16 protein-coding genes are annotated in these 15,384 nt (G+C 69.8%); 8 read left to right on the top strand and 8 right to left on the bottom strand.

Annotated features, from left to right (window positions below):
* Positions 1–73: 73 nt before the first annotated feature.
* From GON04_RS01340 to GON04_RS01325, 4 genes are all read left to right on the top strand, one after another.
* Positions 74–1,042 (top strand): Bug family tripartite tricarboxylate transporter substrate binding protein, encoded by a 969-nt coding sequence (locus tag GON04_RS01340; protein ID WP_157396218.1) that lies wholly within the window; start codon positions 74–76, stop codon positions 1,040–1,042.
* Positions 1,043–1,135: 93 nt separating this feature from the next.
* A complete protein-coding gene (locus GON04_RS01335; RefSeq protein WP_157396217.1) occupies positions 1,136–1,549 on the top strand; it encodes a DUF3597 domain-containing protein in 414 nt (137 codons plus the stop codon).
* Between the two features lie 45 nt (positions 1,550–1,594).
* Positions 1,595–2,134, top strand: coding sequence for a GAF domain-containing protein (locus tag GON04_RS01330; protein WP_157396216.1), 540 nt, complete (start codon positions 1,595–1,597; stop codon positions 2,132–2,134).
* A gap of 101 nt (positions 2,135–2,235) precedes the next feature.
* A complete protein-coding gene (locus GON04_RS01325; protein WP_181653825.1) occupies positions 2,236–2,523 on the top strand; it encodes a hypothetical protein in 288 nt (95 codons plus the stop codon).
* Positions 2,524–2,593: 70 nt separating this feature from the next.
* Here GON04_RS01325 and GON04_RS01320 read toward each other — a convergent pair whose 3' ends face one another.
* Positions 2,594–2,974, bottom strand: coding sequence for a hypothetical protein (locus GON04_RS01320; protein WP_181653824.1), 381 nt, complete (start codon positions 2,972–2,974; stop codon positions 2,594–2,596).
* 320 nt (positions 2,975–3,294) lie between these two features.
* On the opposite strand from GON04_RS01320, the gene GON04_RS01315 reads away from it, so the two are divergent.
* Together GON04_RS01315 and GON04_RS01310 are read left to right on the top strand one after the other, a co-directional pair.
* Complete coding sequence (locus GON04_RS01315; RefSeq protein WP_157396214.1) at positions 3,295–3,744, top strand: GAF domain-containing protein; 450 nt, start codon at positions 3,295–3,297, stop codon at positions 3,742–3,744.
* A gap of 31 nt (positions 3,745–3,775) precedes the next feature.
* Entirely contained in the window at positions 3,776–5,062 is a 1,287-nt protein-coding gene (locus GON04_RS01310) for an ATP-binding protein (RefSeq protein ID WP_157396213.1), read from the top strand.
* A gap of 77 nt (positions 5,063–5,139) precedes the next feature.
* Here the strand turns inward: GON04_RS01310 and GON04_RS01305 are convergent, their stop codons facing one another.
* The 4 genes from GON04_RS01305 to GON04_RS01290 all read right to left on the bottom strand — a co-directional run bounded on the left by GON04_RS01305 (position 5,140) and on the right by GON04_RS01290 (position 9,680).
* Positions 5,140–5,916, bottom strand: a complete 777-nt coding sequence (locus GON04_RS01305; protein ID WP_157396212.1) for a slipin family protein — start codon at positions 5,914–5,916, stop codon at positions 5,140–5,142.
* Between the two features lie 29 nt (positions 5,917–5,945).
* Entirely contained in the window at positions 5,946–7,298 is a 1,353-nt protein-coding gene (locus GON04_RS01300) for an NfeD family protein (RefSeq protein ID WP_157396211.1), read from the bottom strand.
* A gap of 313 nt (positions 7,299–7,611) precedes the next feature.
* Positions 7,612–8,280, bottom strand: a complete 669-nt coding sequence (locus tag GON04_RS01295; RefSeq protein ID WP_157396210.1) for a hypothetical protein — start codon at positions 8,278–8,280, stop codon at positions 7,612–7,614.
* Entirely contained in the window at positions 8,277–9,680 is a 1,404-nt protein-coding gene (locus GON04_RS01290; protein WP_157396209.1) for a selenium-binding protein SBP56-related protein, read from the bottom strand. Before GON04_RS01290 ends, GON04_RS01295 begins: the two co-directional genes overlap by 4 nt.
* A gap of 140 nt (positions 9,681–9,820) precedes the next feature.
* On the opposite strand from GON04_RS01290, the gene fusA reads away from it, so the two are divergent.
* Positions 9,821–11,869, top strand: a complete 2,049-nt coding sequence (gene fusA / locus GON04_RS01285) for an elongation factor G (protein WP_181653823.1) — start codon at positions 9,821–9,823, stop codon at positions 11,867–11,869.
* Positions 11,870–11,886: 17 nt separating this feature from the next.
* On the opposite strand, the gene GON04_RS01280 is transcribed toward fusA, so the two are convergent.
* A complete protein-coding gene (locus tag GON04_RS01280) occupies positions 11,887–12,291 on the bottom strand; it encodes an RNA-binding protein (protein ID WP_157396208.1) in 405 nt (134 codons plus the stop codon).
* A gap of 325 nt (positions 12,292–12,616) precedes the next feature.
* Here GON04_RS01280 and GON04_RS01275 point away from each other — a divergent pair, with 325 nt between their 5' ends.
* On the top strand, positions 12,617–13,111 hold the full coding sequence (locus GON04_RS01275; RefSeq protein ID WP_157396207.1) for a hypothetical protein: 495 nt from the start codon (positions 12,617–12,619) through the stop codon (positions 13,109–13,111).
* A 16-nt stretch (positions 13,112–13,127) separates the two neighbouring features.
* On the opposite strand, the gene GON04_RS01270 is transcribed toward GON04_RS01275, so the two are convergent.
* Both GON04_RS01270 and GON04_RS01265 read right to left on the bottom strand, forming a co-directional pair.
* Positions 13,128–14,405 (bottom strand): amidohydrolase family protein, encoded by a 1,278-nt coding sequence (locus GON04_RS01270; protein WP_157396206.1) that lies wholly within the window; start codon positions 14,403–14,405, stop codon positions 13,128–13,130.
* Positions 14,405–15,328: an ABC transporter permease gene (locus GON04_RS01265; RefSeq protein WP_157396205.1), complete on the bottom strand. Its 924-nt coding sequence runs from the start codon at positions 15,326–15,328 to the stop codon at positions 14,405–14,407. The genes GON04_RS01270 and GON04_RS01265 overlap by 1 nt, the downstream gene beginning before the upstream one ends.
* Positions 15,329–15,384: the final 56 nt, after the last annotated feature.

Below are 15,384 nucleotides of genomic sequence, written 5' to 3'. Positions count from 1 at the left end.
GTTGACGCGCCATGCGGGCACCGTCTAGCCTCGCCGGGCGCTGTTGGCGCACCTTCAAGAACGAGGAGACACGATGCGTTTGCTGCAGAGAATCGTCGCCGGTGTGGTGCTCACGTGCGGACTGGTCGGGCTGGCCGCCGCGCAGTCCGACTATCCGAATCGTCCGCTGCGCTGGATCGTGTCGTACCCGCCCGGGGGCAGCACCGACGTGACGGCTCGCCTGATGGGGCAGTGGCTGTCGCAGCGGCTGGGCCAGCAGGTGCTGATCGAAAACCGCGCCGGCGGCGGCAACAACATCGGGACCGAGGCCGCCGTGCGCGCGGCGCCGGACGGCTACACCATCTTCCTGGTGAACCCGGCCAACGCCATCAACGCCACGCTGTACCCCAAATTGCCGTTCAACTTCCTGGACGACCTGGTCCCCGTGGGCGGCATCATCCGCGTGCCCAACGTCATGACCGTGACCAAGAACTTCCCGGCCAAGACGGTGGGCGAGTTCATCGAGTACGCCAAGAAGAACCCCGGCAAGGTGAACATGGCCTCGTCGGGCGCGGGCACCTCGGTCCACCTGTCGGGTGAGTTGTTCAAGTCGATGGCCGGCATCGACATGAAGCACATCCCCTACAAGGGGGCCGGCCCGGCCACCACCGACCTGATCGGCGGCCAGGTCGACGTGATCTTCGACAACATGCCGTCGATCATCACGCACATCCGCGCCGGCACCGTGCGCGCGCTGGGCGTCACCACGGCCCAGCGCTCGCCCGTGCTGCCCGACACCCAGACCGTGGCCGAGTCGGTGCCGGGCTACGAGGCCAGCGCCTGGTTCGGCGCCGCGGCGCCCAAGGGCACGCCGGCCTACGCCATCGAGCGTCTCAACCGCGAGATCAATGCCGCGCTGGCCGACCCCGGCATGCGCGCCAAGCTGGCCGACCTGGGCGGCGTGCCCATCCCCGGCACGCCCGAGCAGTTCTGGGCGCTGCACCGGATGGAAACCGAGAAGTGGGCCAAGATCGTCCAGTTCTCGGGCGCCAAGGCCGAGTAACGGCCCGACCAGCGGCGCGCGGTACGCGACTGCGTCCGACAGCGCCGCACCCTGTGGGGTTCCAAGATGGCCGGCCATCTGAAGGAGAACCTCATGAGCATCTTCGGCAACATCTTCGGCCGCATCTTCGGCAAGCCCCCGGCGGAAACGACCACGGCGGACGCCGGCGCCGCGCAGGCGGCGCAAGCCGGCGTCGAGGCGCAGGCCGCTGCCAACGCCGCGGCAGCGGTCGCGGCCGCTCCCCCGCAGACGGTCGACATCGAGGCCGTGCTGAACGACATGGCCTCCAAGAACCCGCAGAAGCTGAACTGGCGCACCTCCATCGTCGACCTGATGAAGCTGGTGGGCATGGAAAGCAGCCTGCAGGAGCGCAAGGAGCTGGCCGATGAACTGGGCTACACCGGCGACAAGGCCGACAGCGCCAAGATGAACATGTGGCTGCACAAGGAAGTGATGCGCCGCATGGCCGCCAATGGAGGCAAGGTACCGGCGAACCTGCTGGATTGAGCCGCGCCAGCCCAGCCGCGGACCGATTCTTCTACACTCGGAAGAATGCATGCTAACGATCGAACCGCCGAGCGCGACCATGTCGTGGCGGCCGCGGTCCAGCGTGCCGAATCCCTGCTGGATCGAGGCGCGCCGCTGCGTGAGGTGCTCTCGCAACTGACGGGCGCCGTCGAGACCCTGTCGAACGGCACGACCGTCGCGTCGATCCTTGCGCTCGACCGCGAAGGCCTGCTGCGCAACGGCGCCTCGCCCAGCCTGCCGGCCGACTACCTCGACCAGATCGACCGGCTGCGGCCCGATCCCGCGGTCGGCACCTGCGCGGCCGCCGCCGCCACCGGCCGCATCGTCCTCACGCCCGACTTCCACGCCGACGAGAAGTGGCGGGAACTGCGGCACCTGCCGCTGGCCATCGGCTTCCGGGGCGCCTGGAGCATGCCGCTGAAGGACGAGGCCGGCCGGGTGGTCGGCACCTTCGGCACCTACTTCCGCGAAAGCCGCCAGCCCACCGGGCAGGAGGTCGAGGACGTCACGGCGCTGGCGCCGGTGGCGGCGCGCGCGATCAGCCGGCACGCCCGGCGGGTCTGAACGGCCAGGCGGCAGCACCGGCCTGGTCGCCGGACGGTGTTGCGCGCACGGGTGGACGTGCTCCTACGAGCCAGGTCGCCACGCGAGGCTAGGGTGCCGCCATGTACTACGTGATCGATGGAGTTCGCTGGGGCCCCCAGGGAGGCCTCACGCACGTCCGCTGGCACTCGGTGGACATCCCCGACGATGCGATCCAGCACGGCAACAGCCGGCTGGTGCCGGTGGTCGACGCCGCCAAGGTATGCGGCGAATCGGAGGTGCGGGTCTTTGTCGATGGTCCGGTCGGTCACTCGTTCCGCATGAAGGCCTGCCGCGAGGGCATCGAAGCCGAGAACCCGGAGCAGGAACAGACGCTGAGGGATCTGCTGGCGCACCTGCCGGCGGTGTGAGAGCGGCGGTCCAGTGCAGCGCGCTCAGGCGGCGTCGCGCCGCCTGCTTGGGTGAGCTGCGGGCGTGCCCTCAGCGGCTGCAGCTGGCGCGTGCCTTGGGCATGAACAGCAGGACGATGAACACCAGCAGCAGGGCCAGCACCAGCAGCGTGGTCGTGCCCGGCATGCGGGGAAAGCGGCCCCCGGCGAACACGGGTGCCAGCAGCCGCCAGCCCTGGAACAGCGCCGCCGCCAGCCCGAGCCACCAGGCCCACGCGAAACGCGCCCACAACGAGCAGCCGATTACCACGGCCAGCAGGCCCACCAGCCAGGTCAGCGGGCTGGCGATGCTCAGGCGCATGGTCACCGACTCGCCGCCGGCCCCGAACTGCACTGGCCCGCCGACCAGCACCCACAGGCCGTAGCCGATGGCGAGGAGGGCGGCGATTCGGATGGAAGTGAGGCCGCTCACCGGAGCGGGCCTCGCGGTGCGGGCGTGGCCCTGGTAGTTGCTGTTGTCGATGCGGTCGTGCGCATCGTGTCCCGTCCCTGTTGTGTCATGCGAAGGATTCTAGGAAGGCCTGGCACTGGTTCTCGCTCGGAGTAAGGCTTAAGCAGCATTCCTGATCACCCTTGAACGTCTTTTGTCGCGCCGGCGTGACGACCACCCGTCGTGCGCTTGTCATGCCGAGGCGAGGGACGCGTGGAAGACGTCTTCGGCCGACGGTCTTGTGACCGTGTACTGCATCCATGTGCAGTCTGTGACTAACGGTGGTCAGCTATGATGACCTCGTGAGTGAAACGCCGGCCCTGCAAGTAGTCCGCGGGCTCCTTGAACGTGGTGGCCTGTCGCCTGCGCTGGATTTCCTCAACCGAAGGGTGCGCCACCGGTTCACTGCCGTCTACAGGCTCGAGAGTGGCGTCATGCGCAACGTTGCGATCGTGGACAAGCAGCGCGACGTCATTCCAGACCATCTGAAGGCCGTTCCATTCGAGACGAGCTTTTGCCAGTTCGTGCTTCGTGACGGATTCTTCCGGTACCACGGCCTGCGCGACGACAGGCTGGAGGGCCATCCCTACAAGGGCGTCGTGGAGTCGTACGTCGGGCTTCCACTGGCCGACGGCGACGCCCAGCTGGTGGGTACGTTCTGCCACTTTGACTTTCCACCACTGCCGGTCTCGGACGAGGAGTTCGAGTTCATGCAACAGGTCGCCAAGGTCTTGCCCGACTACCTGCCGTAGTCTGGCCACTCAGTCGCGTCAGGAACAAGCCGTGCTGGAGCGATTCGCCCATCCGATCTCGAGCGTCGACTTCCGCACGCACGACGTGTCGATGATCCGCGCGGACACCCGCGCGTTCGCCAGCAGCGTCGGCCTGGATGCGATGCAGCAGGCACGTTTCTCGACCGCCCTGTCGGAGATCGTCCGCAACGCCGTCCAGCATGCCGGCGGCGGGTCCGTCGACTTCTTCGTCGGCGCTTCCCCGGACCCGACGCGCCAATGCGTGATCGCCGTCGTCCGTGACCAGGGGCCAGGCATCGCGGACATCAGGAGCGTCCTTCAGGGCGCCGCCCGGTCCGACGGCCGCCCGGCGATGGGAATCCAGGGCGCGCAGCGGCTGACCGATCGCTTGACCGTCGAGTCGCCGGAAGGTGGCGGAACATCGGTGCGGCTGGAGATCGACCTGCCCCGCGGTTCGCGGCGGCTGGACGCGGAGGAACTCGACCGGATCCGGACAACCCTGGCCGGCCAGAAGGCCCGGTCCCCCTACGAACTGCTGGCGGAGCAGAACCGCGAACTGATGGCCGTCCACCAGGAACTGCGCCACAAGCAGACCGCCCTCGAAATGGCGGACGAGCGCAAGAACCAGTTCGTCACCACCCTGGCGCACGAACTGCGCAACCCGCTGGCCACCATCGAGATGACGACGTTGATCCTTCGGCGCAGCCGGGACCTCGGCCACGACGAGGTCGTCCGGCGTGCGGAGATCATCTCGCGGCAGGTGGGCCAGATGGCACGCCTGGTCGATGACCTCGTGGACGTTGCCCGCATCAGCCAGGGGAAGGTGGACCTCGTCCTGGAAGTCGTCGACATCAACCAGGTGGTGCGGCGGGCGATCGAGACCAGCGGGGCGGTCGTCGCCGGCAAATCGCATGATCTCTCGACCCAGCTGCAGGCCGAGCCCATCTGGGTCGTGGCGGACGCCTCCAGGATGGAGCAGGTCTTTTCGAACCTGATCCAGAACGCGGCGCGCTACACGCCACCGGGCGGCAGCATCCAGATCTCGTCGCGGGCCGACGCGGAGTCGGCGATCGTCGACGTTGTCGACAGCGGCATCGGGATTCCGGGCGATCTGTTGCCACACATTTTTGACCTGTTTGTCCAGGGCGCTCCCGACCGGGTGAAGGAGGGAGGCCTGGGCATCGGCTTGACGCTCGTCCATCGCCTGGTGACGGAGCATCAGGGCCAGGTGGAGGTGCGCAGCCTCGGGGCCGGGCATGGCAGCCAATTCACCGTCATCCTGCCCCGGATCGGTGCGGCGCCGGAACCCTCGCAGTAGGCAGCGACCAACTCGCCGCCCCTGCGCATCGGCAGCCACATCTCCAGGCGGCGCCGGCAGGTCAGGGCATCAAATCCTCAAGCGACCCTCGCGCCCCCATCTCTGCCCCCAATCCCCTTCACCAGCGCCCCCAACACCTCCATCGGCAACGGAAACACGATCGTCGAGTTCTTGTCCGTCGCAATGACGGTCAGCGTTTCCAGGTACCGCAGCTGCAGCGCCTGCGGCTGCTGCCCCAGCACTTCCGCGGCCTCGGCCAGCTTGTGCGACGCCTGCAGTTCTCCCTCGGCGTGAATCACCTTCGCCCGCCGCTCGCGTTCGGCTTCGGCCTGGCGGGCGATGGCGCGGACCATGGTGTCGTTCAGGTCGACGTCCTTGATCTCGACGTTGGTCACCTTGATGCCCCAGGTGTCGGTCTGCGCGTCCAGCACCTTCTGGATGTCCAGGTTCAGCCGCTCGCGCTCGGACAGCAGGCCGTCCAGGTCGTGCTTGCCCAGCACCGCGCGCAGCGTGGTCTGTGCCAGCTGGATGGTGGCCTCGAGAAAGTGTTCCACCTGGATGATGGCCCGCTCGGGGTCGACCACGCGGAAGTACAGCACCGCGTTGACCTTCACCGAGACGTTGTCGCGCGTGATCACGTCCTGCTTCGGGATGTCCATCACCACCACGCGCAGGTCGACCCGCACCATCTGCTGGATGGCAGGGATCAGGATCACCAGCCCCGGGCCCTTCACCTTCCAGAAGCGGCCCAGCTGGAACACCACGCCGCGCTGGTACTCGCGCAGCACGCGCAGCGAGCTGGCCAGCAGCACCGCCAGCAGCAGCACCAGCACCCCGAGTCCCGTGATCGCCATGGTGTTCTCCTTGTTGTCGTGACCGGTTCTCAGTCCGCCGCCACCTCGAGCACGCCGTCGCGCATCGAGAGCACGCGCACGGCGTCGCCGGCTTGCAGCCACTCCGGGCCGTGCACCCGCCAGTGTTCGCCGCGCACCAGTGCCCAGCCTTCGCCGCCCGCGAACTCCACCAGCTCGCCGGTCGCGTTCGCCAGGGTGGCGAGGCCGGTGACCACGGGGCGGCGCCGGGCCCGCGCCGCCATGCCGACCACGCCGAGCACGAAGGCCGCGGACGCCAGTGACAGCACGGCGATCAGCCACAGGGGGACGCCCCAGCCGGGCGAGTCGCTGTCGATCAGCACGGCCGCGCCGAGCGCGAAGGCGATCACGCCACCGACGCCGAGCACGCCCACGCTGGGCACGAAGGCTTCGGCCACCAGGAAGCCGATGCCCAGCACGATGAGGGCCAGGCCGGCGTAGTTCACGGGCAGCAGTTGCAGCGCGAACAGCGCCACCAGCACGCAGATCGCGCCGATCACGCCCGGCGCGATCAGGCCCGGCGAGCTGAACTCGAACACCAGGGCGTACAGGCCCACGGTCAGCAGCAGCAGCGCGAGGCTCGGGTTGGCAATGGTGGCCAGCAGGCGGCTGCGCCAGTCCTGCTCGAAGCGCACGACCGGCGCATCGCGCGTGTGCAGTTGCTGCGTGCCGGCGGCCAGCCGCAGCTCGCGGCCGTCGAGTTGTCGCAGCAGGTCGGGCACGTCGGTGGCGACCAGGTCCACCACCTTGAGCTGCAGCGCCTCCGCCGACGACAGGCTCACGGCCTCGCGCACCGCCTTCTCGCCCCATTCGGCGTTGCGGCCCCGCAGTTGCGCCAGGCTGCGGATGTAGGCCGCGGCATCGGAGACGCGCTTGGTGCCCAGGGGGTCGGTTTCCGCCGCGCGCGGCGCGCTGGCACCGGAGGCGGGCGGGTGCGGGGCGGTGGCGGGCGGGGATCCTGGCATGCCGACCGCGACGGGCGTGGCGGCGCCCAGGTTGCTGGCCGGCGTCATGGCGGCCACGTGGCTGGCATAGAGGATGAACGTGCCGGCGCTGGCGGCCCGCGCACCGCCCGGCGCGACGAAGGTGGCCACGGGGATGGCCGATGAGAGGATGTCGCGGATCATCCCGCGCATCGAGGTGTCGAGTCCGCCGGGGGTGTCCAGCTGCAGCACGAGCAGTTGCGCGGCGTGGCGCTGCGCGAGGGCGAGCCCGCGGCGCAGGTCGTCGGCGCTGGCCGGGCTGATGGCGCCGTCGATCTCCATCACCAGCACGGGCGCACGCGCGGCGTCCTGCGGCCACGCGGCAGGACTGCAAGTAAACAAGGCCAGCACGCAGAGCAGGCGACACAGGGCACGGGCCATCGGGCAACCTCCGCTTCAGGGGCTGCTGTGCTACGAGCCTTTGGAACAGCCGAGCGGCTCCTGCACCCACTCTAGGCTGCCCGGCCGCGCAGTCAACCTGCGGGTAGCCCGGCTGTCGACTGGCGCGAGGCCGCGCGCCCGACAGTGTCCTGCCGGGCTTGCCCCCCTAGAGTCGTCATGCCGGGCTTGACCCGGCATCCATCTCCGGAACGAGGCCGCACCTGAGCCACGATTGGGAGATGGATTGCGGGTCGAGCCCGCAATGACGGCGTGGGGCGTGGAATGACGGGGAGGGGCAGGCGGCCCTGTCCAGTCACAGCGCCGTCGCGATACCCGCCGCCCCCGCCACCACCAGGCTGCCCGCCCACACCCGGTCGAGGTTGAACCAGGCCTTGGACAGGTAGCGCAGCCCCAGGTAGCGGTACACGGTCCAGGCCGCCAGCAGCGCGGCCAGCAGCATCGCCAGCGTGTGGAGCGCCGCCACCGCCAAGGCCAGGCCGACGGTCGACTGGGCCAGCGTCCCCATCACCGTCGCATGCGCAGCCGCCAGGCCGCCACGTGCCGGTGGTTCCTGCGCACACAGCCCCAGCATGAAGGGCACCAGCATCAGGCCCGCGCCGTGGGCGGTGGCGGCCAGGAAGGACCACCAGGCCAGCTGCGTCGGACGCACGCGGGCCAGGGCGCGCGGGTGGCGCGGCTGCACCAGCTTGTACAGGCCGTAGAGCACGACCAGCGCGCCGGCGGCGAGTTGGATGACGTGGCGCCACGACAGGTAGCCCAGCAGCCAGGCGAAGGGCACGAGCGCGACCGCCATCGCGGCGAGGTGGCCGCCGCCCAGGGGCAGCAGGGTGGCGAACACCGCGGTGGCGCGGCGCTCGGTGAGGCCGTTGGCGACGGCCAGCGGCCAGCCCATCGCCGGGTTGAGGCCGTGCCAGGCCCCGATCACGGCGATGCTGAGCCAGAGTGCCGTGGTGCTGCTCAAGCCGACGGGTAGCAGAACGAATCGGTGGAGCAGTCGCCGCCCTGCAGGCGGACCTGGTGCGCGCCGTAGTCCTTGCCGAAGTCGACGTAGAAATCGCCGTCCAGCTCGAGCCCACCATTGGCGCCCACCTTGCACATCACCTGGGCGCCGGAGATGCCGTCCGGGTAGAACTGGGTGTCCCAGCTGCTGTACAGCGAGTTGGTGAAGAACACGCGGCGGCCGTCGCGGCTGATCTCGGTCATCTGCGGCCCGCCCGCGAACGGCCGGCCGCTCGGGTGCGCGGCATGCGCGGCCACGCCGCCGATGCGCACGTCGCCGGCCAGCGTCGGGTTCATCGGATCGGTCACGTCGTACTGCCGCAGCTGGCCGGTGCCCCAGCACGCCACGTAGAGGAACCGGTCGTCGAGCGACAGGTCGATGTCGCTGATCAGCGGTGGCACGGCACCGAATCCCTTCAGCAGCGCCGGCAGCACCGCCGGGTCGGCCGGCTCGGGCGGCACGACTGCCGTCTTGCGGGCGTGGAAGCTGCCGTTCTCGCGCCACCAGGTCCAGATCGATGCCTCCAGGTTGGTGGTGTCCACGACCACGCCCACGAAGCCGTACTCGCGCGAGGGGTCGTGCGCGGGCCGCACCTCCAGCGCCATCTGGTGGTTGGCGCCCAGGTCGATGGTCTGCACGTGCCGGCGGTCGCGCAGGTCCCAGAAGTGCAGGCGGTGGCCGTACCTGTTGCCCAGCAGGTCCTCGGCCACGATGCCGTTTTCGAACTGCGGCGGCAACCCCCATTCACTCGACACCATGTAGTCGCGCGGCAGGTTCCACCAGAAGTCGTAGTGCAGCTGCTGCGGCCCGCGGTCGATCTCCCAGCGGCCCAGCACCTCGAAGGTCCGGCAATCCATGATGAAGACGCCGGGCGGCCCCTGCGTGCCGTCGGCGCCGCCGCCGCCGAGCGTGCTGATGTAGATGCCCTCCGGGCCGCAGTGCACGGTGTGCGGGCGCGAATAGCCGGTCTTGCGCACGATCTCCTCCGGCTCGATGGTCTTGAGCAGGGTCGGCCGCGTCGGGTCGGGATGCGTGTCGAACACGTGGATGCGCGACGACCGCATGCCCGGCACGATCAGATACCGGCGTTGCAGGAAAGGATGGCCCGACAGGGGCGACAGGGCCGAGCTGCAGGCATTCCAGCCGAAGTGGTGCAGTTCGTCGCCCTTGTGCGGCATCAGAGCGCGGTTGAGCTCCTGGCCGTAGGTGGGCGAGGCGGGATCGACGTCGATCACCGCGATCGCGTCGGGCCGCGACCGGTCCGGCGAGAGAAGGGCGGTGTAGGCGAGCTTCTCGGGTTCCGCGGCCATGGCCAGGCGTGGCGAAGGATGGAAGGTGGGATCGGGGAACAGGGGTTCCATGGCGCAACTCCAGAACAGGCCGGGGACGCAACCGTAGTCCGCGGGCGGGTGAATTCAAGCCGGAATGCGAATGGCAGAGCTACGCGAAAGCCCACTCCCGACGACAATGCTTTTCGCCTCCACGCGAAAGGAGTTGTCCCGTGCCAGCTCATCGTGACGTCGCCTCCCGGCGGACCCTGGCCCTGGTCGGCCCCAGCGCGGCCGGCAAGACCAGCCTGGCCGAAGCCGTGTTGTGGAAGGCGGGTGCGCTGGGCGCGCCCGGCAGCGTGGAGAAGGGCACCACCGTCTCCGACTGGGACCCGCTGGAGAAACGGTCGCTGCGCTCGCTCAATGCCACCCTCCTGCATGTCGAGCATCGCGGCATCACCACCTACCTGATCGATACCCCCGGCGCGCCCGACTTCCTGGGCCAGTCGTTGCCGGCGCTGGAGGCGGTGGAGTCGGTGGCGGTGGTGATCAACGCCTCCCTCGGCGTCGAGCCGATGGCGGTGCGCATGATGCAGTGGGCGAAGGACCGCGATCGCGACCGCCTGATCGTTGTCAACCGCATCGACACCGGCGCCGACCTGCAGGCGCTGGTGGAGAAGATCCAGGCCGTGTTCGGCAAGGAGTGCCTGCCCGTCAACCTGCCGGCGCAGAAGGGCGAGACGGTGGTCGACTGTTTCTGGTCGCGCGATGGCAGCGGGCCGGCACCGGACTTCGGCTCGGTCGAGGCCGCCCACCGCGCGCTGGTGGAGCAGGTGGTCGAGGTGGATGCGGCCTTCGTCGAGCGGTACCTGGAGGACGGCGACGTCGACCCTGCCGAGCTGCACGCGCCGCTGGAACAGGCGATGCGCGAGGGCCACCTGGTCCCCATCTGCTTCGTGTCGGCGCGCACCGGCGCCGGCGTGCCCGAGCTGCTCGACATCATCGAGCGGCTGCTGCCCGACGCCACCGAGACCAATCCGCCGGCCTTCCTGGAGGGCGAGGGCGATGCCGCCAAACCGATCGAGGCGGTGCCCGACCCCAGCAAACATGTGCTGGCCCATGTCTTCAAGGTGTCGCAGGACCCGTATGTGGGCAAGCTGGGCGTGATCCGGGTGCACCAGGGCACCATCACCCCCAACAGCCAGCTGTACGTGGGCGACGGCCGGCGCCCTTTCAAGGTCGGCCACCTCTTCCGGCTGCAGGGCAACAAGCTGACGGAGGTGGCCAAGGCGGTGCCGGGGGACCTGTGCGCGATCGCCAAGGTCGACGAGTTGCAGTTCGATGCCGTGCTGCACGACGCGGCCGAGGACGCCCACATCCACCTCAAGCCGCTGCAGTTCCCCATGCCCGTGCACGGGCTGGCCATCGAGCCGAAGCGGCGCGCCGACGAGCAGCGCCTGCACGACATCCTGCACAAGGTGGTGAGCGAGGACCCGTGCCTGCGCGTCGAGCTGGCCGCCGGCACGCACGAGACGCTGGTCTACGGCCTGGGTGAACTGCACCTGCGCACGCTGCTGGACCGCCTGACCGAGGTGCACGGCTGCCAGGTCGACACCCGCCCGCCGCGCATCGCCTACCGCGAGACGGTGGGCGCCCCGGCCGAGGGCCACTACCGGCACAAGAAGCAGACCGGCGGCGCCGGCCAGTTCGGCGAGGTGTTCCTGCGCATCGAGCCGCTGCCGCGCGGCGCCGGCTTCGAGTTCGTCGACGCCGTGCGGGGCGGAGCCATCCCCGGCAACTTCATGCCGGCGGTCGAGAAGGGCGTGCGCCAGGCGATGGAGCAGGGCGTGATCGCGGGCTATCCGGTGGTTGACCTGAAGGTGACCGTGTACGACGGCAAGCACCACACGGTGGACAGCAAGGAGATCGCGTTCGTGACGGCGGGCCGCAGGGCGCTGGTGGCCGCCGTGCGGGAGGCCCGGCCCTCGGTGCTGGAGCCCATCGTCGACGTGGAGATCGGCGTGCCCGAGCAGAACCTGGGCGACGTCACCGGCGACCTGGCGGCGCGGCGCGGCCAGGTCACCGGCACGCAGGCATCGGCGGACGGCCGCTCGACCGTCATGGCGCTGGCGCCGCTGTCCGAACTGGCCAGCTACCAGAGCCGGCTGAACGCGCTGACGGGCGGGCAGGGCAGCTACACGCTGGCGTTCAGCCACTACGAGCCGGTGCCGCCGGCCGTCCAGGCCGACCTGGTGGCGCAGTACCGGCCCAGGGACGAGTAGAGCCGGCTGGCGCCCGGCTATTCGACCAGTTCCTCGATCACGAAGTGGCGGTAGCGCACCGCGCACGAGATGCCGGCGTCCTTCAGCGCGGCCATCACGCGCTCGCGGGCCTGCAGGTTGCGCACCGGGATGAGCAGGGCGTAGTGCCCTTCGCGCGCCAGTTCGCCGAAGTGCCGGGCCGTGCGCTCCTCGGCGCCGACGGTCGGCAGCGCGACGTCGCGGTCGTCGAAGATGTGCACCACGTCCAGCACGTCCTGCGGCGTCAGCAGGCTGATCTCGCCGACGTCCTGCCCGTCGATCGTGAGCAGCGTCTCGGCCTTGCGGGCCTGCGCCTCGGACGGAAACATGATGAACAGATGGCCCGTGGGATAGAAGTCACCCAGCAAGGACATCATCCTGCGCTCGAGATGGAATGCTTTCACGAGAACCCTCCCTGGTTCATGCACGCGGCTGGAGGTCAGCCCGGCAACAGCTCTTGGGGGCCGGTCGACGCGGTCGCGTGACACCTGTATAGCCCCTGGATCCCAGGCTGCGCAAGAGGCGGCGGCCGCTTCCCACGGGCGTGTGCAGCCCGACACGGGCCCTGATCGCCGGCCCGACCCTTCCGTGGGCAGCGCTGCCGCAACCCAGGCCGGCCGTGCGGCTGCTTACCCGGAAGTGCCCCGACTAGCTTGCCCGGTGCAGGGCCCCACCTAGACTGCCCATTTCCCGTCGCCACGCGCGGCCCGCCAACCAGGGGAAACAGGCATGAGCACGAAAGCAACCGGCACCACGTCCGACACCCGCCGCGAGGTTGCCGCTGCCGCCAAGGCGGCGCCCACGATCCCGCCGCAGCAGTTCGCCCGCAATGCCGACTGGGCGGCCGCGGCGTTCCGCGCCGCGGGCGCGCTGCAACTCGCCGGTTCGCAAACGAGCCAGCGGGTCGCCGCGCTCTACGCCCTGGCGGCCGACAGTGCCCGCAAGGCCGGCTCGCCGCTCGAGGTGGTGCAGATCCAGTCGTCGCTGCTGTACTCGCAGTGGCAGGAATGGGCCCTCTATGCGCAGGAATGCCTGCTGACGACCTCGCGTGTGCTCGGGCAGCCGCTGGCCGGCGATCCGGCCGACCAGGCGGTGTCCCGCAGCCCGCAGGGCACCGGCAACGGGTTCGGCGATGCCGCGATGGGCGCGGTCGCACCCATGGTGCAGGCCTGGCAGAAGATGTTTGCCGGCCTGATGCCGGAAGGCTCGCAAGCCCGCCACTGAGGCGAGCCGCAGCGTTTCAGGCCGGGCGGACGAAGCCGACCCGGTCGGCGCGCCCTGGCACGTGCAGGCGGGACGAGACCTCGGGCGTCTCGGCCAGCAGCCGGCCCTGGCGCCACACCTTCAGCCGGTTGGCGCGCAGGCGGATCGCCTCCACCGGGTCGCTCGCCTGCAGCAGCACGAAGCTGGCCGCGCAGCCCTGTTCGATGCCGTAGCCCTGCAGGTGCATCACCTGCGCCGCATGGCGGGTGACCGCGTCGAAGCAGGCCCGGATGCCCTTCTGGCTGGTCATCTGCGCCACGTGCAGTCCCATGTGCGCCACCTCCAGCATGTCGGCCGAACCCATGCCGTACCACGGGTCCATCACGCAGTCGTGCCCGAACGCCACGGTGACGCCGGCGGCCATCAGCTCGGGCACGCGGGTCATGCCGCGCCGCTTGGGGTAGGTGTCGTGGCGGCCCTGGATGGTGATGTTGATCAGCGGATTGGCCACCACGCTGACGCCGCTCTCGGCAATGAGGGGCAGCAGCTTGCTGACGTAGTAGTTGTCCATGCTGTGCATGGACGTGCAGTGGCTGCCGTTGACGCGGCCCTGCAGCCCCAGGCGCTGGGCCTCGAAGGCCAGCGTCTCGATGTGGCGCGACAGGGGGTCGTCGGTCTCGTCGCAGTGCATGTCGACCAGCTTGCCGCGCTCGGCCGCAATTTCGCACAGCAGCTTCACGCTGGCCGCGCCGTCGGCCATGGTGCGCTCGAAGTGGGGGATGCCGCCGACGACGTCGACGCCGAAGTCGAGCGCCCGCTTCAGGCTCTCGATGCCACCTTTCGTGCGCAGCACGCCGTCCTGCGGGAAGGCCACCAGCTGCAGGTCGAGGTAGCCGGCCACGCGCTTCTTCACCTCCAGCATCGCCTCGACCGGCAGCAGGCTGGGGTCGCTGGTGTCCACGTGGCTGCGGATGGCCAGCAGGCCTCGCGCGACGGCCCAGTCGCAATAGGCCAGGGCGCGGGCGATCATGTCCTCGGCCTTGAGCAGCGGCTTGAGCTCGCCCCACAGCGCGATGCCCTCCAGCAGCGTGCCGCTCTCGTTCACCCGCGGCAGCCCGTAGCTGAGCGTTGCGTCCATGTGGAAGTGCGGATCGCAGAAGGGCGGCGCCAGCAGGTTGCCGCCGGCATCGACGGTCTCGCGGGCGGGCGCGCGCAGGCCGGCCGTGACCTCGGCGATGGTGCCGCCCTGGACGGCGACCGACATGCCGGTGCGGCCGTCGGGGAGGGTGGCGTTTGTGACCAGGAGATCGAGCATCAGCGCTCTCCTTTGCGGTAGGGCTTCATGAGGGCCTGAGGATAGGCGGCCTTGCGGGCCACCAGCACCAGCGCCAGGATGGACAGCAGGTAGGGCAGCATCAGGTAGACCTGGTAGGGCAGCGCGGCGTCGCCGGCCTGCTGCAGGCGCAGTTGCAGGGCGTCGAAGAACGCGAACAGCAGGGCGCCCAGCAGCGCCTTGCCCGGCCGCCAGGAGGCGAACACCACCAGTGCCACGCAGATCCAGCCGCGGCCGTTGACCATGTTGAAGTAGAACGAGTTGAACGCCGACAGCGTGAGGAAGGCGCCGGCCACGCCCATCAGGGCCGAGCCCGCCACGATGGCACCGGTGCGCAGGCCCAGCACCGAGACCCCCTGGCTCTCGGCGGCCTGCGGGTTCTCGCCCACCATGCGCAGCGCGAGGCCGACGGGCGTGCGGTACAGCAGCCAGCCGATGGCGGGCACCAGCAGCAGCGCCAGCAGGGTGAGCGGCGTCTGCGCCGAGAGCACCGGCAGCCCGAGCCAGTCCATGGGCTGGAACGGCTGGATGGTGGGCGGCGTGTTCACCTTGGGAAAGCTCACGCGGTAGCCGTAGTAGCTGAGCGACGTGGCCAGCAGGGTCACGCCCAGCCCGGCGACGTGCTGCGACAGCGCCAGTCCCACCGTCAGCCAGGCGTGCAGCAGCCCGAACACCGCGCCGCAGGCCGCGGCAACCAGCACCCCGGCCCACAGGTTCGCGCCGGCATACACGGCCAGCCACCCGGTGAAGGCCCCGGCGACCATGATCCCCTCGATGCCCAGGTTCAGCACCCCGGCCCGCTCGCACAGCAGCACGCCCAGCGTGCCCAGGATGAGCGGCGTGGCGATGCGCAGCACGGCGATCCAGAACGCCGGATTGGCGAGGATGTCGAGGAGGTCGGTCATGTCCCGGCTCGGAAGCCGCCAGCGGCCGGATCACCGCCTCGGTTCGACGTGAACCT

It is taken from the genome of Ramlibacter pinisoli (genome assembly GCF_009758015.1).
GTDB lineage: Bacteria > Pseudomonadota > Gammaproteobacteria > Burkholderiales > Burkholderiaceae_C > Ramlibacter > Ramlibacter pinisoli.
This window is presented reverse-complemented; position numbering and strand designations above follow the sequence as displayed.